This window comes from Streptomyces sp. NBC_01460, assembly GCF_036227405.1.
GTDB lineage: Bacteria > Actinomycetota > Actinomycetes > Streptomycetales > Streptomycetaceae > Streptomyces.
Genome location: NZ_CP109473.1, coordinates 633,254 through 653,404, shown reverse-complemented (window position 1 = coordinate 653,404; position 20,151 = coordinate 633,254). Strand labels below are relative to the sequence as shown.

General features: G+C 71.4%; 20 protein-coding genes. 17 read left to right on the top strand and 3 right to left on the bottom strand.

The window, feature by feature from the left end:
• Nucleotides 1-99 precede the first annotated feature (99 nt).
• On the bottom strand, nt 100-1,815 hold the full coding sequence (locus OG488_RS02985; protein ID WP_329225634.1) for a lysyl oxidase family protein: 1,716 nt from the start codon (nt 1,813-1,815) through the stop codon (nt 100-102).
• A gap of 439 nt (nt 1,816-2,254) precedes the next feature.
• Between OG488_RS02985 and OG488_RS02980 the strand changes: the two genes are divergently transcribed.
• From OG488_RS02980 to OG488_RS02945, 8 genes are all read left to right on the top strand, one after another.
• Nucleotides 2,255-3,016 carry a DeoR/GlpR family DNA-binding transcription regulator gene (locus OG488_RS02980; protein ID WP_329225632.1) on the top strand — a complete coding sequence of 254 codons (762 nt, stop codon included), beginning with the start codon at nt 2,255-2,257 and terminating at the stop codon, nt 3,014-3,016.
• 125 nt (nt 3,017-3,141) lie between these two features.
• Nucleotides 3,142-4,500, top strand: a complete 1,359-nt coding sequence (locus OG488_RS02975) for an ABC transporter substrate-binding protein (protein ID WP_329225631.1) — start codon at nt 3,142-3,144, stop codon at nt 4,498-4,500.
• Nucleotides 4,497-5,462 carry a carbohydrate ABC transporter permease gene (locus OG488_RS02970; protein ID WP_329225629.1) on the top strand — a complete coding sequence of 322 codons (966 nt, stop codon included), beginning with the start codon at nt 4,497-4,499 and terminating at the stop codon, nt 5,460-5,462. Before OG488_RS02975 ends, OG488_RS02970 begins: the two co-directional genes overlap by 4 nt.
• Nucleotides 5,459-6,337 carry a carbohydrate ABC transporter permease gene (locus tag OG488_RS02965; RefSeq protein WP_329225628.1) on the top strand — a complete coding sequence of 293 codons (879 nt, stop codon included), beginning with the start codon at nt 5,459-5,461 and terminating at the stop codon, nt 6,335-6,337. The genes OG488_RS02970 and OG488_RS02965 overlap by 4 nt, the downstream gene beginning before the upstream one ends.
• On the top strand, nt 6,337-7,326 hold the full coding sequence (locus OG488_RS02960; protein WP_329225625.1) for a zinc-dependent alcohol dehydrogenase family protein: 990 nt from the start codon (nt 6,337-6,339) through the stop codon (nt 7,324-7,326). The genes OG488_RS02965 and OG488_RS02960 overlap by 1 nt, the downstream gene beginning before the upstream one ends.
• A complete protein-coding gene (locus tag OG488_RS02955; RefSeq protein WP_329225623.1) occupies nt 7,323-8,237 on the top strand; it encodes a PfkB family carbohydrate kinase in 915 nt (304 codons plus the stop codon). Before OG488_RS02960 ends, OG488_RS02955 begins: the two co-directional genes overlap by 4 nt.
• A 56-nt stretch (nt 8,238-8,293) precedes the next feature.
• Nucleotides 8,294-10,738: a SpoIIE family protein phosphatase gene (locus tag OG488_RS02950; RefSeq protein ID WP_329225621.1), complete on the top strand. Its 2,445-nt coding sequence runs from the start codon at nt 8,294-8,296 to the stop codon at nt 10,736-10,738.
• Between the two features lie 169 nt (nt 10,739-10,907).
• A complete protein-coding gene (locus OG488_RS02945; RefSeq protein WP_329225619.1) occupies nt 10,908-11,324 on the top strand; it encodes a DUF6221 family protein in 417 nt (138 codons plus the stop codon).
• 37 nt (nt 11,325-11,361) lie between these two features.
• Here OG488_RS02945 and OG488_RS02940 read toward each other — a convergent pair whose 3' ends face one another.
• A complete protein-coding gene (locus tag OG488_RS02940; RefSeq protein WP_329225617.1) occupies nt 11,362-12,258 on the bottom strand; it encodes an SDR family oxidoreductase in 897 nt (298 codons plus the stop codon).
• Nucleotides 12,259-12,446: 188 nt separating this feature from the next.
• Here OG488_RS02940 and OG488_RS02935 point away from each other — a divergent pair, with 188 nt between their 5' ends.
• The 5 genes from OG488_RS02935 (at nt 12,447) to OG488_RS02915 (ending at nt 15,882) form a co-directional block, all read left to right on the top strand.
• On the top strand, nt 12,447-12,680 hold the full coding sequence (locus OG488_RS02935) for a hypothetical protein (protein ID WP_329225615.1): 234 nt from the start codon (nt 12,447-12,449) through the stop codon (nt 12,678-12,680).
• Nucleotides 12,681-13,021: 341 nt separating this feature from the next.
• Nucleotides 13,022-13,525, top strand: coding sequence for a lamin tail domain-containing protein (locus tag OG488_RS02930; RefSeq protein WP_329225613.1), 504 nt, complete (start codon nt 13,022-13,024; stop codon nt 13,523-13,525).
• Nucleotides 13,526-13,676: 151 nt separating this feature from the next.
• Complete coding sequence (locus tag OG488_RS02925; RefSeq protein ID WP_329225612.1) at nt 13,677-14,174, top strand: peptidylprolyl isomerase; 498 nt, start codon at nt 13,677-13,679, stop codon at nt 14,172-14,174.
• A gap of 197 nt (nt 14,175-14,371) precedes the next feature.
• Entirely contained in the window at nt 14,372-15,166 is a 795-nt protein-coding gene (locus OG488_RS02920) for an SDR family NAD(P)-dependent oxidoreductase (protein ID WP_329225610.1), read from the top strand.
• A 26-nt stretch (nt 15,167-15,192) separates the two neighbouring features.
• Entirely contained in the window at nt 15,193-15,882 is a 690-nt protein-coding gene (locus OG488_RS02915) for a ribonuclease H family protein (RefSeq protein WP_329225608.1), read from the top strand.
• Between the two features lie 28 nt (nt 15,883-15,910).
• Here the strand turns inward: OG488_RS02915 and OG488_RS02910 are convergent, their stop codons facing one another.
• Entirely contained in the window at nt 15,911-16,324 is a 414-nt protein-coding gene (locus OG488_RS02910) for an ATP-binding protein (protein ID WP_443074274.1), read from the bottom strand.
• Nucleotides 16,325-16,575: 251 nt separating this feature from the next.
• On the opposite strand from OG488_RS02910, the gene OG488_RS02905 reads away from it, so the two are divergent.
• The 4 genes from OG488_RS02905 (at nt 16,576) to OG488_RS02890 (ending at nt 20,129) form a co-directional block, all read left to right on the top strand.
• Nucleotides 16,576-17,433, top strand: a complete 858-nt coding sequence (locus OG488_RS02905; protein ID WP_329225606.1) for a helix-turn-helix domain-containing protein — start codon at nt 16,576-16,578, stop codon at nt 17,431-17,433.
• Between the two features lie 122 nt (nt 17,434-17,555).
• Complete coding sequence (locus OG488_RS02900; RefSeq protein WP_329225604.1) at nt 17,556-17,813, top strand: WhiB family transcriptional regulator; 258 nt, start codon at nt 17,556-17,558, stop codon at nt 17,811-17,813.
• A 41-nt stretch (nt 17,814-17,854) separates the two neighbouring features.
• Complete coding sequence (locus OG488_RS02895; RefSeq protein ID WP_329225602.1) at nt 17,855-18,190, top strand: YkvA family protein; 336 nt, start codon at nt 17,855-17,857, stop codon at nt 18,188-18,190.
• A 37-nt stretch (nt 18,191-18,227) separates the two neighbouring features.
• Nucleotides 18,228-20,129, top strand: coding sequence for a rhamnogalacturonan lyase (locus OG488_RS02890; protein ID WP_329225600.1), 1,902 nt, complete (start codon nt 18,228-18,230; stop codon nt 20,127-20,129).
• The last annotated feature ends 22 nt before the right edge of the window (nt 20,130-20,151 follow it).

The following is a 20,151-nucleotide window of genomic DNA, read 5'->3' as shown; positions in this document are numbered from 1 at the left end:
CGCAGTCTGCCATCAACTTCCCTCCGGTGGTGACCATTTGGCTCCGTGGTACCGCCGTAGGAGGGGCCCTGTGCGTCCGGGGCCCCTCCCACGCGACGGTCAGGGGGCGTCGACCAGCTCGTGCCGGGGCACGGTCACCGTGCGGGCACCGGGCTTGCCGCCCAGGACCACCTTCCGCAGGGCGCTGTTGTTGCCGAGGTCGGTCTCCTCGAGCCGCTTCTCCGGGTTGGCCAGCACCTGGATGAAGTACGTGCCGTTCGGCAGCCCGGTGATGTCGAAGGACTGCCCGGGAAGGTCCTGGGTGTACGTGTCACCGGAACCCACGTCGAGCACCTCCCGCACGGAGATGGAGTTCTCCTGGCCGCACGCCGTGGACAGATCCGTGTTGTCGGGGTGCCAGTTGGCGTTCTTCACCGTGTAGTCGACCGCGTCGGTGTTGGCCAGGCAGAAAGCCTCCTTGCCGCTGCGCACGGTCTCCTTCTTGTCGGCCTTCAGCAGTCGGTAGCTCGCGAAGTCGGTGAAGTGCCAGTGCTCGTGACCAGGGCGGGGGTCCCACTCCATCGTGCCGGTCGGGGTGTAGCCGACCTGCTTGCCCGAGGCGTCGTAGAAGTACTGGTAGGCGTCCATGAGCGCGTTGCCCGGCTTGCGGAAGCCGTCCACCACCAACTGGGCGGGGCCCGCGTTCCACACGTTGGCGCTGAAGGCCAGATGGTCCTTGCCGGGGGCCCCGGGATCACCGGCGCCGATGGTGATGCCGTAGGCGGGCAGGGAGCGCAGGTCGGGCTTGGGCACGTCCGGCACGGCCGCCCTGCCCGTCGGGCGCTGGGCGTTCGGCCGCACCGCGGGTGCCTGCCGGGAGCCGTCCGTACGGCCCGGCCCGTCGCCCTGCGCGGCCCGGAGGCCCTGTCGCGCGGCGGCCCAGGGCAGAGCGGGGGGCGCCGGCGTGTAGGGTCCGTGGCCCACGTTGTACGAGGTGCCCGCGCCGGTGGTCGCGGACACCGGCGCCGGCGGACGCGCCGCTGTGTGGCCGGCATGGGCCGAGTGCCCGGCCCCGTGTCCCGCGTGCCCGGACGCCGAGCGGGCGGCAGGGGTGGAAGCGGGGTTCTCCTCCTCCCAACTGCGTTCGCGCACCGTCAGCTTGATCTTCTTCGGCGTGTCGGCGATCTTGAAGATGTCCCGGTAGCGCTTGGTGACGGATACCTCGGCGGTGTACGCGCCGGCCGGAAGGACGACCGGCGCCGAGTAGTAGCCGGCGTAGGTGTTGGACGCCCAGCCCTTCTCGACACCCCATACCGAGCCGAGGGTGAAGGGATTCACGGGACAGCTCTCGGGATACTTCGACGTGGCCGGGGCGTCGGGCTTGATGCGGCCCGAGGCGTTGTTCGGGCAGAACGACTCCGTACGCGTCGCCACCGTCTTGCCCGCGGTGTCCCTGACCGTGACGTCGATGAAGCCGGGCAGCCCCGAGAAGTCCTTCACCAGCCGTTCGGGAAGGGTCCGGGTCCGGGTCTTCGTCCCCTCGCGGATGATCTGGGTGGCGACGACCGGATCCTTGTAGCTCTTCCTGGTCACACGTAGTTCGAGCGGTGCGCCGGAGGCGGTGAGGTACGTCCCGAGGTCGAGGTAGACGCCGGGCTCCTCCTTCCACGAGTCGAGCGTCACCGAATTCGACGCGGCGACCAGGGACAGCCGGGGGACCGCTGCCGCCTTCTTCGAATCGGGCGTGGCGGCGGCGACGCCCGCGGTCACGGCGATCGCCGCGGCGGCGGCGACCGCCGGACGCCACAGCCGGTTGCGGGGGGTTCTGGTGCTCATCGTTCTCCGATGTCCGGGTGCCCGGTGGGGCGGTGGAGTCGCTTCGGCCCATGAGAGGCGACTGCCGGGCCTGAGGTTGTCCGAAGGAGCCCGGGACACGGATTGTTGGCCGAAATCGTATTTTGAGGTACGCAATCAGTCATTTACCGGCCGTTCTTCCTGCCTCACCGGGCCGCCCGTGCTAAAAGCCCTGGTGTCCGTGACCGCATACGGGCACCGAACGGGCACACTCATGGGCCAAGTGGGCACCGTCCGGGCGGTCGGCCACCCCCGTGACCCGGGCCACCAGTGCAGAAACCCGTGGTGAAACGGGCATGAACGGGCGCAGCCCGTGACGCGAAGGTGCTGGTCGTAGGACCGTTCGAGCTTGTACAAACAGTGCATGGGCCCGAACGGACGCCGGGACCCCACCGGATCCGTACTAGTGCAGGGATGTGTCGTGGGCACCGAGGAACGCCGACGGGGAATTCTCGAGACGGCCCGGCAGGACGGGGCGGTCGACGTGAACCGGCTGGCCGAACGGTTCGACGTCGCCAAGGAGACCATCAGGCGCGACCTGCACACCCTGGAGGAGCACGGTCTCGTGCGGCGCACGCACGGCGGTGCGTACCCGGTCGAGAGCGCGGGATTCGAGACGACCCTGGCCATGCGCACCACCCACCACGTGCCGCAGAAGTCACGGATCGCCAAGGCCGCCGCCGACCTCCTCGGTGACGCCGAGACGGTGTTCGTCGACGAGGGCTTCACCCCGCAGCTCATCGCCGAGGCCCTTCCCAAGGACCGGCCGCTGACCGTGGTCACGGCGTCCCTGGCCGTCGCCACCGTCCTCGCGGACGCGGAGAAGACCGCCGTGCTCCTGCTCGGCGGGCGCCTTCGCGGCAGCACCATGGCGACCGTCGACCACTGGGCCACCCGCATGCTCGCCGACTTCGTCATCGACCTGGCGTACGTCGGGGCGAACGGCATCTCCCGCCAGTACGGGCTGACCACCCCGGACCCGGCGGTCGGCGAGGTCAAGGCGCAGGCCATGCGGAGCGCCCGCCGCCGTGTCTTCGCCGGGGTCCACTCGAAGTTCGGAGCGGTGAGCTTCTGCCGCTTCGCGGGCGTCGGCGACTTCGAGGCCGTCGTCACCGACACCGGGCTGCCCTCGGCCGAGGCCCAGCGCTACTCCCTGCTCGGCCCCCACGTGATCCGGGTCTGACCCGGACCCGCTCCTTCACCACCTCGTCCCCGTCAGGAGGCCGGAGGCCGGCCCCGCCGTGCCCGGAAAGGGCAGGGCCCCCAGGGGCACCGACCACGAGCCGCTACGACCGATCAGGAGACTTTATGCCCCACCAGCAACGACGCCGCGGGACCCGCGTGCGCGCGGTCGCGGGCACGGCAGCCATGGCCCTTCTCGGCACCGGGTGCGCCGGAGCCGGCGGAACCGCGTTCGGAGGGGGTGACGCGTTGAACGTACTCATGGTGAACAACCCCCAGATGATCGAGCTGCAGAAGCTCACCGCCGAGCACTTCACCGCGGAGACCGGCATCAAGGTGCACTTCACCGTGCTCCCGGAGAACGACGTCCGCGACAAGATCAGCCAGGACTTCTCCAACCAGGCCGGACAGTACGACGTCGGCACCATCAGCAACTTCGAGGTGCCCTTCTTCGCGAAGAACGACTGGCTGCACCCGCTCGACACGTACGCCGAGCAGGACCCCGCCTTCGACCAGGACGACATCCTCGAACCCCTGAGGGAGTCGCTCACCGCGGAGGGCGAGCTCTACGCCGAACCCTTCTACGGGGAGTCGTCCTTCCTGATGTACCGCAAGGACGTCTTCGAGGCCAAGGGCCTGACGATGCCCCCGCACCCCACCTGGAAGGAGGTGGCCGCTCTCGCTGCGGACGCGGACGGTGCCGAGCCCGGCATGAAGGGAATCTGCCTGCGGGGACTGCCCGGCTGGGGCGAACTCGTCGCACCGCTCACCACCGTCGTCAACACCATGGGCGGCACCTGGTTCACCGAGGACTGGCAACCGCGGCTCACCTCACCGGAGTTCAAGAAGGCCACCCGCTTCTACGTCGACCTGGTGCGCAAACACGGGGAGCGCGGTGCCTCCCAGTCGGGGTACGCGGAATGCCTCAACAACATGACCCAGGGCAAGACCGCCATGTGGTACGACGCGACGGCGGGCGCCGGCTCGCTGGAGGCGGCCGGCTCCCCTGTGAAGGGGAAGATCGGCTACGTGCCGGCGCCGGTGGACAGGACGAAGAGCTCCGGATGGCTCTACACCTGGGCCTGGGGCATCCAGAAGGCGTCCAAGAAGTCCGACGACGCCTGGAAGTTCGTCTCCTGGGCCTCCGGCAAGGAGTACGAGGAACTCGTCGGCGAGAGCAGCGGCTGGGCCAACGTCCCGGCGGGCAAAAGGGCGTCCACCTACGACAACCCCGCCTACCTGGAGGCGGCCGGCGCGTTCGCGGACGTCACCGAGCAGGCCATCTCCGGCGCGGACCCGAAGAACCCGGGCACCCAGCCGCGCCCCGTCCCCGGGATCCAGTTCGTCGGCATCCCCGAGTTCACCGATCTCGGCACCCGGGTCGCGCAGGAGATCAGCGAGGCCGTCGCCGGCCGCCAGTCCGTCGACAAGGCCCTGGCCACCTCCCAGAAGCTGGCCGAACAGGTCGCCGAGGAGTACCGATGACCACAGCAGTCGGCACCACCCCGCAGTCGCCGCCCCGGCCGCCCGCCGCACCCGGACGGAGGAGGACCGGCCCCCGGGCCTGGGCCACCAGGGCCCCGCTCCTGCCCGCCCTGGTCTTCCTGATCGCCGTCACCCAGCTGCCGTTCGTGGCGACCCTGGTGATCTCCCTCTTCGACTGGAACTCCCTCAACCCCGACAAGCGCGCCTTCAACGGCCTCGACAACTACGCCTCCGTCTTCACGGACACCGCACTGCGCGAATCCGTCCTCACCACGATCCTCCTGACGGCCGGCGTGGTCATCGCCACCGTGGTCCTCGGACTCGGCCTGGCCCTGCTCCTGGACCGCACGTTCTTCGGCCGCGGCCTGGTCCGCACCCTGCTCATCACGCCGTTCCTGATCGTGCCCGTCTCGGCCGCCCTGCTCTGGAAGCACGCGCTCTACAACCCGGAGTACGGCCTCCTCAACGGCGCGCTGAGCTGGCTCGGTGAGCTCTTCGGCGACACGAGCCCGAGCCAGCCGGACTGGATCGCGGACATGCCGCTGCTCGCCGTCATCGCCGCACTGGTCTGGCAGTGGACGCCGTTCATGATGCTCATCCTGCTCGCGGGGCTCCAGAGCCGGCCCGCCGAGGTCGTCGAGGCGGCACGCCTCGACGGGGCGAGCGCCTGGCAGACCTTCCGCTACCTGACCCTGCCGCACCTGCGCAGATACCTCGAACTCGGGGTGCTGCTCGGCGCCGTCTACATCGTGCAGAACTTCGACGCCGTCTTCACCATCACCGCGGGCGGCCTCGGCACCGCCAACCTGCCCTACACGATCTACCAGACCTTCTACCAGGCCCACGAATACGGACTGGCGTCCGCCGCGGGGGTCGTGGTGGTGATCGGCACGATCGTCATCGCCACCTTCGCGCTCCGGACCGTCTCGTCCCTCTTCAGTGAGGAGGCGAACCGCGCATGACCACCACCACCGTCCCCGCGCCCGCCCCGGACGCGCGACGCTTCCTGCGACGGGCCCGACGGCGATCCGCTGCACTGGGCCTGCTGGCCTGGGCGGCAGGGCTGGCCTTCTGCCTGCCCGCCCTGTGGATGCTGCTGACCTCGCTGCACGCCGAGTCCGACGCCGCGACCAACCCGCCCTCCCTCTTCGCGCCGCTCACCCTCGACGGCTACCGGGCCTTCTTCGGCGCCGACACGGGCGTCACCCCGTGGCCGCCCCTGCTCAACTCCCTGGGCGCGTCCTTCTTCTCCACGCTCCTGGTGCTGCTGCTGGCGCTCCCGGCGGCGTACGCCCTCTCCATCCGGCGGGTGCGCAAGTGGACGGACGTGATGTTCTTCTTCCTCTCCACGAAGATGCTGCCCGTCGTCGCGGGGCTCCTGCCCGTCTACCTGTTCGCCAAGAACGCCGGGCTGCTCGACAACATCTGGCTCCTCGTCCTGCTCTACACCTCGATGAACCTGCCGATCGCCGTCTGGATGATGCAGTCCTTCCTCGCGGACGTACCCGTTTCCGTCATCGAGGCGGCCCAGGTCGACGGCGCGAGGCTGCCGACCGTCCTGGCCAGGGTGGTCGCGCCGATGGCCGCACCGGGCATCGCGGCCACCGCGCTCATCTGCTTCATCTTCAGCTGGAACGAACTGCTCTTCGCGCGGGTGCTCACCGGTGTCGTCGCCCAGACCGCGCCCGTCTTCCTCACCGGATTCGTCACCAGCCAGGGCCTCTTCCTGGCCCAGCTGTGCGCCGCGTCCGTCGTCGTGTCCCTGCCGGTGCTCGCCGCCGGCTACGCCGCCCAGGACAAACTCGTCCAGGGCCTGTCTCTCGGAGCAGTGAAATAATGCGGGCAGCGATCGTCGAAGCCCCCGGCAAGGTCTCCGTCACCACCGTTCCCGACCCCACGCCCGGACCCCGTGAGGTCGTCGTGTCCGTCGCCTCGTGCGGGCTCTGCGGAACCGATCTGCACATCCTCCAGGGCGAGTTCGCGCCCACCCTGCCGCTCGTCCCGGGCCACGAGTTCGCCGGGGAGATCGTGGGTGTGGGGCGCGACGTCACGGAGCTGGCCGTCGGCGACCGCGTCGCCGTCGACCCCTCCCTGCACTGCCACGAGTGCCGCTACTGCCGTAGCGGACGCGGCAACCTCTGCGAGCGCTGGGCCGCCATCGGCGTCACCGTCTCCGGCGGCGCCGCCGAGTACGCCGTGGCCCCCGTGGCCAACTGCGTCCGGCTGCCCGAACACATCGACGTGAAGGACGCGGCCCTGATCGAGCCGCTGTCCTGCGCGGTCCGGGGTTACGACGTCCTGAGCAGCACCCTCGGAGCCGAGGTGCTGATCTACGGATCGGGAACCATGGGCCTGATGATGCTGGAGCTCGCCAAGCGCACCGGCGCGGCGGGCGTGGACATCCTCGACGTCAACCCCGAACGCCTCGCCACGGCCGGCCTCCTGGGCTGTTCCCGTTCGGCCGCCGGGGCCGACGAACTGGACCGGCCCGGCGGCTGGGACGTCGTCATCGACGCGACGGGCAACGCGGCGGCCATCCAGGACGGTCTGGGACGCGTCGCCAAGGGCGGCACCTTCCTCCAGTTCGGGGTCGCCGACTACGCCACGACGGCGGTCATCGAGCCCTACCGCATCTACAACCAGGAGATCACCATCACCGGCTCGATGGCCGTCCTGCACAGCTACGAGCGCGCCGCCGCGCTCTTCGCCACCGGGGTGCTCGACCCGGCGGTCTTCATCAGTGACCGGCTGCCGCTCGACCGGTACCCGCAGGCGATCGACCGCTTCAAGGCGGGCATCGGCCGCAAGATCGTGGTCGAGCCGTGACGGGCGGACCCGGCGCCGTCCTGGTGCTCGGCGAGGCCCTCGTCGACCTCGTACCCGTGGCCGGGGACGGTGGTGTACGGGAGGCCCGGTTCGGCGGGGCCCCGGCCAACGTGGCCGTCGGACTGGCCGGGCTGGGCACCCCGGTCTCGTTCGCCGGGGGACTGGGGGACGACGGCTTCGCCGCCATGATCGAGGCCCGGCTCCGGGCGGCGGGGACCGACCTCTCGCTCTGCGCACGCTCCGCCCTGCCCACGGCGCTCGCCGTCGCCGAGCCGGACGCCCGGGGCACGGGGTACCACTTCCACCTCCAGGACACGGCGACGTTCCGGCTTCCGGACCTCTCCGCCGAGGCCGCCGGGTTCGGAGCCGTGTACGTGGGCGGCCTCGCGGCCGTCGTCGAGCCCGCCGCGTCGGCCGTCCGGGCCACCGCCCTCGCGGCCGCCGGACGGTCCCTCCTCGTCGTGGACCCCAACGTCCGCCGGGACCGCACCCTGGGCCCGGACCACGGCGCGGCCGCCCTGCGCGACCTGTGCGGCCTCGCCCAGGTCGTCAAGGCCAGCGACGAGGACCTGGAGAGACTGTGGCCGGGGACGCCCCCGGAGGAGACCTGCCGGAAGCTGGCGGCCGGAGGCCGCCTGGTGGTCCTCACCCGGGGAGCCCGCGGCAGCACGGCGTACACCGCGACGGCGCCACCGGTGTCCGTCCCGGCCGCGCCCGTCGAGGTCGTCGACACGATCGGCGCGGGCGACGCCTTCGCCGCGGGCCTGCTGAGCCGGATGTGCGCCCACGGCTCCTTCACGGCGCATCCCGGTCCTGAGGAGGTACGGGACATGCTGTCCCACGCCACCCAGGCGGCCGCCTCGGTGTGCGCGCGTGCGGGCACGGAGCTCTCCGCCCCCGCCGGAAGCTGACGCCGCGAGCCGGACGCGGACGTGCGCGGCGGCGCGGGCGTGCGCATCCTGGCTGTGTGACCTGGAGCCCCGATGGCAGCCGAACGCCCGACGGACTGCCGCTGGTGCTCGCCCAGGCCGTGGTGAGCGCGGTGGACGCCGTCGGCGGGTACGCCGGTGGCGTCTACCTGAGCTCCCGGACCCCGGGCCTCCTGCGGATGGCGGTGCTGGCCGGGCTGCCGGGCCCGCTCCTGCGCCCCTGGTGGCGGATGCACGTGAACCGGCCGTTCCCGGTCGCCGAGGCCTACCGTGCGAACCAGCCGGTGTACCTGGGGGACGCGGAGGACGCCATGCGCCGGTTCCCGCAGCTGATGGCTGGCCTTCCGTTCCCCTTCGGGTCGCTCTACGCGCCCGTCCCCGGCGCGACCGCACCCGTGGGCGTGCTCGTCGTGCTGCGCTACGCGACCCGCGGGGTGCCGGTCGGCGGGGCGGACCGGCGCCGGCTGGAGGCCCTCGCCGCGCGGCTCGGCGCCGACCTCGCCGCACAGGAGGCCCCGGTCCTGTGGGACGGCGACCCCACGCTCGTACGGCTGCCCTCGGGCACCGCGCGACCGCTGCGCGTCGGGCACTTCGAGTGGGACACGGCTGCCGGATCCGTCACCGCGGACGACGACACGCACGAGATCCTGGGCATCGGGCGGACGACCGACGCGCCGGCGCTGTCGATGGAGGCGCTGACGGCGGAGCTGCTCCCCGAGGACGTGTACGGGCTGTGGGCCCTGGGGATCAGGGCCGCGCGGTCCCCGGAGCCGCATGTGCGCCGGATGCGGCTCTGGGGGCCGGGCGGCCGCCCCCTCCTCGTCGAGCTCTCCGGCCACGGGGAGCACGGCGGCCGGGCGGGCAGGCTGACCGGTGTCGTGTTCGACCAGGGGGCCGGGCCGGTCGTCCCGGACGCCGCCGACCTGATCCCGCGCGGCGTGCTGTCCCAGGACCGGCTCGGACGGATCACCTACGTCAACAGCCTGGCCGAGGAGATCCTCGGCCACAGCAAGGCGGAACTGACCGGACGCTCCCTCGCGGAGGCGCTGCCCTGGCTCGCGAACACCGCCTACGAGGACCACCACCGGGCGGCCCTGTTCTCCGACGACCCCGTGTACTTCCTCGCCCGGCGCACCCCGACGCAGTGGCTGTCCGTGGCGATGTTCCCCGGCCGCGACGGGGTCACGATCACGTTCAGCCCCTCGGGACGGCCCGGCCGCACCCCTGAATCCGACACCACGCCGGGCGGGGAGCTCGGCTCACCGGCCGACCGCTCAGCCGTCCTGTACCGGCCCGTCGCCCTCGCCATCGCGCTGACGGAGGCCGTCACGGCGCGCCAGGTCTCGGCCGTGGTCACGGAGGAACTGCTGCCCGCCTTCGGGGGAAGACAGCTGGCCATCTACCTCCAGAACGAGGGACGCCTCTACCTGGCCTGGGAGACGGGCTTCCCCCGTGGTTTCCTGGACCGCTTCGACGGAGTCGGCCTCGACACCCGCATCCCGGGCGTGGACACGCTCACGACCGGACGGCCCCTGTTCTTCGAATCCATGGAACTGCTCGGCGAGGCGTACCCCGGCATCCCCATGGACACCAGTGTCGGCGCCCGCGCCTTCCTGCCCCTGATCGCCTCGGGCCGCCCGGTCGGTTCGTGCATCCTCGGCTTCGACCAGCCCCGGGGGTTCAGCCCGGAGGAGCGCACCGTGCTCACCGCGCTGGCCGGGCTGATCGCCCAGGCGCTCCAGCGAGCCCAGCGCTACGACACCGAGTCCGCGCTCGCCCGGGGACTCCAGGACGCCCTGCTGCCCCACCGGCTGCCCGTCGTCGACCATGTCGACACCGTCGGGCGCTACCTCTCGGGTACCCAGGACATCGAGATCGGCGGCGACTGGTACGACGTCATCGAGACCGGCAGCGGACTCGCGCTCGTCATCGGCGACGTCCAGGGACACGGTGTCGCGGCGGCCGCCACCATGGGCCAACTGCGCAGCGCTGTACGGGCCTTCGCTCTCATCGGGCAGGAACCGCAGGAGATCATGAGCGCCACCAACCGGCTGCTCATCGGGCTCGACCCCGGTCAGTTCGCCAGCTGCTGCTACGTGCTGCTCGACCCCGCCACCGGTGTCGTCAGGGCCGTGCGCGCCGGACACCCCCAGCCCGTCCTGCGGCACGCCGACGGCCGGACCGTGGTCCTCGACCTCCCCGGAGGGGTGGTGCTCGGCGTCGACCCGGACGCCTCGTACCCGGTCACCGAGCTGCGCCTCGGCCCGGGAGCCGTCCTGGCCCTGTTCACGGACGGCCTGGTGGAGAAGTCGAGCAGGGACATCGACGAGGGCATCGAGCGTCTGCGCGGCACCCTGGCCGAGGTCGGCCACATGCCGCTCGCCGAGGCCGCGGACCGGATCATCGGACGGGCCCAGCAGGACGAGGACCGCCCCGACGACATCGCGCTGCTCATGGCAGCCCGCCGGCCTCCGACCGGCTGATCGTCACCGGCGCACGCGGGTGCGGTGTGTCCGTCATCCGGAACGCCGGCGCGACGGAGTGCGCCGACGGAGCGCCGGTGAGGCATCCTCTGCTGGTCGGGCAGAACGGGTCCGTGGCGGTGGGTCGACCTCCCGCTGCGGTCTGTGACGGAGAAGGATTCGGAACCAGATGGCAGACAACTCGGACCTCTTGGCCTTCGTGCGGGCGCGCCTCGCGGAGGAGGAGCAGATCGCACGGGAAGCGGGCGGCGACGGCTGGCGGATGCCGGCCGAGGCACCCGGCGAGGTGCACGACCGCACGAGCGGCATCGCCTTCGTCGTACGGTCGCGCGGCTACGACCGGCACATCGCCTTCCAGGACCCGGCGCGCACCCTGCGCCGCGTCGAGACCACCAGGGTCCTCCTGGACGAGTACGAGGAGATCGCGGCCCTGGACACGGACCGCCCGTCCCAGGACTTCGCCTCGGGGCGTGCCGTGGGGCTGGGGTTCGTCGTCCGGCAGATGGCGGCCGAGCACGCCGGGCACCCCGACTACCGGGTGAAGTGGCTGCCCCGGTTCTCCCACTGGGGCCCGTCGGCGGAGTAGCCCGCCCCTCCACGCGGGGTTGCCGGGCCGGGGCGCGTCAGCCGTCCGCCAGGTGGCTGCCCGCCGCGTCGGAGTCGGCGCGCCCGCCGGCCCCCAGGAGTCCTGTCGCCTCGAACCGGGCCTTGCGCTCCAGCCGGGGAACCTCCCGCTTCGAGAGCGCCGTGACCACGGGGGGCATCGCCGCCCGGACCAGCTGGGTGGCACGGAGCCACCCCGGGGCGTACACGGCGGCGCGGCGGCGCTCCGCCGCGCGCACCATGCGGAGCGCCACGGTCCGGGCCGGGTAGACCTTGCGGGCGGGCCTCGGCATGTGGGCCCGCAGTTCCCGCAGCACGGGGTGCTGGTCGGCGTCCCGGATCATGTCGGTGTCGGTCCAGTTCAGGTAGCCGACGCCCACCCCGACGCCCTCGTGGGCCAGCTCGGCGCGCAGCGCGTGGGCGAACGACTCCACACCCGCCTTCGACGCACAGTAGGCACTCATCATGGGCGCCGCGCCGATGGAGGCCAGCGACGCGATCTGCAGGAAGTACCCCCGCGTCGTGCGCAGCTGGGGCAGGAAGGCACGTGCGGTGATGGCACTGCCGATCAGGTTCACCTCGATCACGCGCCGCCAGGTCGCCGGGTCGGATTCCGAGAAGGGCCCGCCCTCGGCCAGCCCGGCGTTGGCGATCACCACCGAGGCGGGCCCGAGGGTTCTCCGTACGTCCTCGGCCACCGCGGCCATCCCCGCCTCGTCGGTGATGTCGACCTCCCAGCAACGTGACCGTCCGGGGAGCGTGTCCCGCACCATGGCCAGGGTCGACTCCTCCCGGCCGATCAGGGCGACCGTGGCGCCGCGCTCGGCCAGTTCCCGCGCCATCGCCGCACCGAGGCCCCGCGCGGCGCCGGTCACCACCGCGACACGGCCTTCCAGAGGACTTGCTCCGTCCGCCATCCGCGTCTCCTCGAGGTCGACAGCGCGAGTGCTCCGCTCCTCCGACCGCGAGCGGTCCTTCCACCTAAGCACCCGAGGCGGACGGCCGCCCTGTGGAGCGAACCGGGCCGGACCTGAGTACCCGGGATCCGTGGGTCTGAGTACCTGACCCGATTCCGGCCCGCGCCGCCGCTGGTCGAATGGGGGGCATGCCCACCGCAGCGCCGACGCGCCCCCGTATCCAGAACCTCGCCGGAGCCGGTTCGGCGCTGGCCGTGACCCTGCTGCCGCTGGCCGTGGGCATCCTGCTGGCCAGGACGATGGCGCTGGATCCGATGGCGCCGGTGAACGCGCTGGTCACCAGTGGCGGTCAGCGTGCCCGCCTCGCCCCTTCGCGGTGGGCGCTGAAGGCTCGAACGCACGAGCTTCTATCCCGGCGGTAATGGAATGCCTGTCCAGGAAAGCGCTGTCTGTTCTGTTACACGGATCCGCGCGGTCCCGGACGGGGCGCCCGGGGGAGCGGGTCCGGGGTGAACGGGGCGCCACGACCAGGCGAACGGCCCCTCGAAAGGGTCGGTGCAACGATCAACGGTTGACAGGTCTACGACTGCCGGAATTCGTGTCGAGTGCAGCCGTGTGTGACAGAAATGTCCGTACTTCGTCACACGAACCAGGGCACCTTTCGGCCACCTCGAAAGCGGGACAAAGTTTGCGTTCCCGGCACGACGCCGGGGTCGGAAAACGCCCGGTGCTTCCATCCGGGCCTGCATGATGAGGGGTTTCCATGTCCCGTTCCGCACGACGGATCACCGCCACCGTTCTCGCCTCAGGTGCCCTGCTCGCCGCAGCGGCCCTGCCGGCCACGGCCGATGGCCGGGACCACGGCCACAACCGGCCGGCCCAGCGCTCGGCGGTCGTCCTGGGCGAGATCCAGTACGAGAGCCCGGGCCGCGACAACGGCTCGAACCGCAGCCTGAACGCCGAGTGGGTCACCGTCACCAACACCAGCCGTCACTCCGTCAACCTCCGCGGCTGGACGCTCTCCGACGAGAGCCGGCGCACGTACAGGTTCGACCTGCGGCTGCCCGGCCGTTCCTCCGTCCGCGTCCACACCGGTGTCGGCCGCGACACCCGCCACGACGTGTACCAGGACCGCCGCAACTACGTGTGGGACAGCAGGGACACCGCCACGCTCCGCGACAACCGCGGGAACAGGGTCGACTCCGAGTCCTGGGGCCGGCACCGCGACGGCGGTCACCGTGACGGCGGCCACCGCGGCAACCGCTGAACGGCGACGGTAGGGAGAAGCGGCGTTCTCCCTGACTGACGACGGCGTACCACGGCTCACCCCCGTGGTACGCCGTGTTCGTGCTGCTGGGAGCCGTCGGTCAGGTGGGGTCTGTGCATCGCGGGGCGGCGGGTGATGTCAGGATGGACTCATGACCATCAAGGCGTATTTCGACATCACCATCGACGACCAGCCCGCCGGGCGGATCGTGTTCAACCTCTTCGACGACGTTGCCCCCAAGACCGCGGAGAACTTCCGTGCGCTGGCCACCGGTGAGCAGGGCTTCGGCTACGCCGGCTCGCCGTTCCACCGGGTCATCCCGGACTTCATGCTCCAGGGCGGTGACTTCACCCGGGGCGACGGCACCGGCGGCAAGAGCATCTACGGCGAGAAGTTCGCCGACGAGAACTTCACCCTGAAGCACAACAAGCCGGGTCTGCTCTCCATGGCCAACGCCGGCCCGAACAGCAACGGTTCGCAGTTCTTCATCACCACCGTCCTCACCCCGTGGCTCGACGGCAAGCACGTCGTGTTCGGCGAGGTCGCCGACGACGCCAGCATGGAGCTCGTCCGCAAGATCGAGTCGTACGGCACCTCGTCCGGCAGGACCAAGGCGCAGATCGCCGTCTCGGCGTCCGGCGTTCTCTGACGCACGTGACGGGGCTCCCGGCCGGTTCCCACGGGCCGGGAGCCCCGTGCCGTGCCGGGCCGCACACGGGGTACCGGTGAGAACCGTGGTCCTGCTCTCCGGGAGGGTGGATCCCGGACGGCCGGAAGGCGTTCCGGGCCCGGGAGTGCCAGGCTGGGGAGCCCGTGCACCCGGACACGGGACGAGAGGAGCGCCACGTGCGTATCGATCTTGCCGGCAGGACCGCGGTCGTGACCGGATCCTCGCAGGGCATCGGGCTCGCCGTCGCGACAGGTCTGGCGAGTGCCGGAGCGCGTGTCGTGCTGACCGGACGAGGCCGTGACCGGCTCGACGCGGCGGCGGAGACGCTGCGCGGAACCACGCCGGACGCCGACGTGATCACGGTCGCCTGCGACCTCGCCACGGAACAGGGCGCCGCCGAACTGTACGAGGCCGTGCCCGCCGCGGACATCCTCATCAACAACCTCGGCATCTTCGGTTCCCGGCCGGCCCTGGAGATCACCGACGAGGAGTGGCGGACCTACTTCGACACCAACGTCCTCAGCGCGGTGCGCCTGATCCGCCTCTACCTGCCCGGCATGACCGGGCGGGGGTGGGGCCGGGTGCAGAACATCGCGAGCGACTCCGCGGTCGTCGTCCCCCTCGAGATGATCCACTACGGCATGTCGAAGACCGCGCTGCTCTCCGTCTCCCGCGGCTTCGCCAAGGAGGCCGCGGGGACCGGGGTGACCGTGAACTCGGTCATCGCCGGCCCCACGCACACCGGTGGCATCGAGAACTTCGTCCACGAGCTCGTGGGCGCGGACCTGCCGTGGGACGAGGCCCAGCGCGAGTTCATGCGCCTGCACCGTCCGCAGTCCCTGCTCCAGCGCCTGATCGAACCCGAGGAGATCGCCAACCTCGTCGTCTACCTCGCCTCCCCGCAGGCGTCGGCCACCACGGGCGCGGCCGTGCGGGTGGACGGCGGCTACATCGACTCGATCGTGCCCTGATCTTCCGGGCTGGCATGATTCAGGGCATGGACGAGCGCATCATCGCCGCGTGTGACGGGGCATCGAAGGGCAATCCGGGACCTGCCGCCTGGGCGTGGGTCGTGGCCGACGGCCAGGGCAGCCCCCAGCGGTGGGAAGCGGGCCCGCTGGGCACCGCCACCAACAACGTCGCCGAGCTCACCGCTCTGCTGGAACTGCTGAGGTCGACCGATCCCGCTGTCCCGGTCGAGGTGCGCATGGACTCGCAGTACGCGATGAACGCGGTGACCAAGTGGCTTCCGGGGTGGAAGCGCAACGGCTGGAAGACATCCGCGGGCAAGCCCGTCGCCAACCGCGAGCTGGTGGTCGGCATCGACGAGCTGCTGAGCGCCCGCAGTGTCAGCTTCCGCCACGTGCCGGCGCACCAGGTGGACGGCGACCCGCTCAACGCGCTGGCCGACCAGGCCGCGAGCGAGGTGGCGGTCTCCCAGCGGGCGGCGGGAACGGCTCACGGCACCGCCGACCTGCCTGTGCCGGCCCCCGCGCGGTCGACGAAGGGCCGCGCCGCCGGTGCGGCGGTCAAGGGCGGGTCCGCGGGGAAGCCGCGTTCGAGCGGTACGATCCGGGCGAAGTTCGCGGGCCGGTGCCACTGCGGGAAGTCCTACGCGGCCAAGGACATGATCGCGAAGAATCCGAACGGCTGGGGCCACCCGGAGTGCCGGACCGCCCTCGCCTGAGCGGACCGGGCGCCGCCTCGTCCGGACGTCAGATGTCGGCCCAGACGAGCCGGCCGGACACGCTGCTGCGGGTGCCCCAGCGGGTCGCCAGGGCGTCCACGAGCATGAGGCCGCGGCCGTCCTCGGCCACCGACGCCAGGCTGAAGCCCTCGTCCGTGCCGACAGGCCGGGTGAGGGCGACCGGGCCGGGGCCCTCGGCCCCGTCCGCACCGTGAGGTCCGTCACCCCGGACGGGGTGCGCGTCCGGGTCCCGTGGACCCGGCAGCTCCGGGATGTGACGCCGGCCGCGGTTCCACACACAGATGCGTACCCGGCCGGGGGTCCGCAGGAGGCGGCACCGGATCCGGCGGCCCGCGGTGTGCTCCACCGCGTTCGTGACCAGTTCGGTCACGACGAGGGCCGCCGTCTCGACACGTTCGTCCGGCTCTCCCCAGCTCCGCATGGCTTCCTGCACGCGGTGCCTCGCCACGGGTACGCCCCGGGGGATGCGGGGGATCCACCAGCTCTGTGCGCTCCGTCCGCCCGAGCCCTCCGGGGCCGAACGCGCGCACGCGACTATTTCCGACATGTACGTACTCTCCGTGCAAAGTACATACTTTGCAAGAGGCAGAATGCCCGGATGGTTCCGAATCAGCGCTGAGGCAGCTCCGACAGCACCACCACATCGGGGCTCGTGCGCGGAAGGGTACGTGGATGAGGCCCCGTTCCGGCCCCACCGTCGAGCACCGCGTCCTGGCGGCACGGCTGCGGATGTTCCGGGAACGTGCGGGCGTCAGTCTCCAGGCGGCGGCCGTGGCACTGGGTGCCCACCCCGCCACCGTCCGCCGTATCGAGCGCGCCGAGACGGGGCTCGACGCCCACCAGGTCCGCGTCCTCCTGGAGCGCTACGCGGTGCCTGCCGAGGAGGCCGAACCGATCATGACGGGCCTCACGGCGGCGAACCTGCCGGGCTGGTGGCACCGGTGGCGGGACGCGATGGAACCGTGGCAACAGGAGGTCATCGGCATCGAGTCCTCCGCCACGCTGATCCGGACCTGGCACCCCGCCCTGATCCCCGAACTGCTGCGTACGCCGGCCTACGAGGCGGCCCTGCGCCAGGCCCTCACCCCCGGTTCCCCGCCGAGTCACGATCATCGGCACCTCGAACTGCTGGAGGAGCGGCAGCGCCGCATCGAGGAGAGGGGGGCCGCCCTCTGGGCCCTGTTCCCCGCCGCGGCCCTCCACACGAGGGTCGGCGGCCCGGCGGTGATGGCCGGACAGCGGGCGGTGCTCGAGGAGGCCGCGCACCGGAAGCACCTCACCGTCCAGGTGATGCCCCTCGACTTCCCGCCGCACCCCATGACCGGTGTCCCCCCGCTGCACCTGCTCCGCGTCCCGGCTCCGGAGGTCGGCGACAGGGCGGTGCTGGAGACACCCGGGGCACGGGTGGACATCATCGACGAGCCGGCCGTGGTCATGGACTACCGCATCCGCCTGGACGGCGCCTGCGCGGCCGCCCCGCACCCGGGCTCGCCGCTTCCGGACGGCGCGACGGATGCCGGAAACCCTTGAACGCCTCGCCTGTTGTGGTTTCGAACGCCGGATGACGGTCACGCGCACAGTACGGACGTCACAGAGACGAAGCGGAACCCAGCGGAGACCGACGCCGCCCCCGGCGAGAAGGAGTGAGAGTCATGGACAACTGGCGCACGCACGCGGCGTGCCGTGAAGAGGACCCCGACCTGTTCTTCCCCATCGGCAGCACCGGCCCCGCCCTCGTGCAGGCCGAGGAGGCCAAGGCCGTCTGCGGCACCTGCCCCGTGCGGGAACAGTGCCTGGAATGGGCGCTGGAGAACGGACAGGACGCGGGTGTGTGGGGAGGCATGGACGAGAACGAACGCCGTGCCCTCAAGCGTCGCCGCGCCCGGCAGCAGGCCAGGAGCCACGGGTGACGCCTCCTGGCCCGGGCCGCCCCACGGGGAGAAGATGAGCCATGGACATCTCGGTCTGGCTCGTCCTCGGCGCGCTGGCGCTCCTGCTCATGGCGGGGGCCGCCGCCGTGCTCCTGGTCCGCGTGATCCGGGCCAGAAGACTGCTCGTGGACGCGGGCATCCCCCTGCACAACAAGGCGCTCGTGTGGGCGTCGGTGATCTACACCGTGTCGCCCGTCGACCTCCTGCCGGACCCCGTCTACCTCGACGACATCGGCTTCCTGCTGCTCGCCCTGCGCTCGCTGCACTCCGCGGCACAGGCGGCCGGCGTAGGGCGGCGGCGGTCGGCGTCACCCACCGAGTCCGGCGGCAACCTTTCGGCTTCCGGGAGCAACTGAGGGGGCGTAAGCCATCCCCTGCCAGAAGGTGCCTCCCGTGGAGCCTCTGCTTCCCCCCTCCGATTCCCGCCCCCGCCGCAGACGCCGTGTCACCCGCGCCCGTGCGCTGACCGGCGCTCTGGCGGCCGGGCTGCTCGCGGCCGGCGGGCTCGTCGCCCTGGGCCCGGCCTCGCACGCCGCCACCGCGCGGCAGGCCGAGGCGCTCGACCGCGGTGTGGTGAGCGTGCACACCGACAGCGGGAACCTCGTCAGCTGGCGCTGGCTGGGTACCGACCCCGACAACGTGTCGTTCAACGTCTACCGGGCAGGCACCAAGGTCAACGCCTCGCCGGTCACCGCCTCGACGAACTACTTCCACTCGGGCGCGCCCGCCACCGCCGACTACACGGTGCGCGCGGTCGTCGGCGGGGTGGAGCAGAGCGACTCCGTGCACGCGATCCAGTTCCGGGCCGGATACAAGGACGTCCCCATCAGCCCGCCCGCGGGAGGGACGACACCCGACGGCGTCGCCTACACCTACGAGGCCAACGACGCCTCCGTCGGCGACCTGGACGGCGACGGGGCCCTCGACTTCGTACTGAAGTGGCAGCCCACCAACGCCAAGGACAACTCCCAGTCCGGCTACACGGGGAACACGATCATCGACGGGATCCGCCTCGACGGCACCCGGCTCTGGCGGATCGACCTCGGGCGCAACATCCGCTCCGGCGCGCACTACACCCAGTTCCAGGTGTACGACTACGACGGCGACGGCCAGGCCGAGGTGGCGACGAAGACCTCCGACGGCAGTGTCGACGGAGCAGGCAAGGTGATCGGGAGCTCCTCCGCGGACCACCGCAACTCCTCCGGTTACGTCCTCTCCGGCCCCGAGTTCCTGACGATGTTCAACGGCAGGACCGGCGCCGCGATGGGCACCGTGGACTACGTACCCGCACGCGGCACCGTCTCCTCGTGGGGCGACTCCTACGGCAACCGGGTGGACCGCTTCCTCGCGGGCACGGCCTACCTGGACGGAGCCAGGCCGTCACTGATCATGGCGCGCGGCTACTACACGCGCAGCGTCATCGCCGCCTGGGACTGGCGCAACGGCGCCTTCACCCGGCGCTGGACCTTCGACACGAACAGCTCGACCAACTCCGGCAAGGGGTACGACGGTCAGGGCAACCACCAGCTGTCCGTCGCCGACGCCGACGGGGACGGCAAGGACGAGATCATGTACGGCGCGATGGCCGTCGACGACAACGGCAGCGGGCTCTGGACGACGAAGAACGGCCACGGCGACGCCATGCACGTGGGGGACCTCGATCCTTCCCGGGCGGGCCTCGAGGAGTTCAAGGTCGACGAGGACAGCTCGAAGCCGTCCTCGTGGATGGCGGACGCGAAGACCGGCCAGATCCTGTGGTCGACCCCGGCGAGCGGCGACAACGGCCGAGGGGTCTCCGGTGACATCTGGTCCGGAAGCGCCGGCGCCGAGTCCTGGTCCTCGGCCGTCTCCGGTGTGCGTGGGCCGAAGGGTACCGTCGTCACGAGCCGCAAGCCGTCCAGCTCGAACTTCCTGTCCTGGTGGGACGGCGACACGACCCGTGAGCTCCTCGACGGCACCCACATCGACAAGTACGGCACCTCGGCGGACACCCGCCTGCTGACCGGGGACGCCGTCCACTCCAACAACGGCACCAAGGCCACGCCCGCGCTGTCCGGCGACATCTTCGGCGACTGGCGCGAGGAGGTCGTCTGGCCGACCACCAACAACACGGCCCTGCGGATCTACTCCACGCCGATCGAGACCGGCACGAGGATCACCACGCTCCTCCACGACACGATGTACCGCACCGCGCTGGCCTGGCAGAACACCGCCTACAACCAGCCGCCGCACCCCAGCTTCGCCATCGGCAACGGGATGGCGACCGCGCCCCGGCCGACGATCACGACGCCGTAGCCGCGGAACGCCTTGTCCTCCG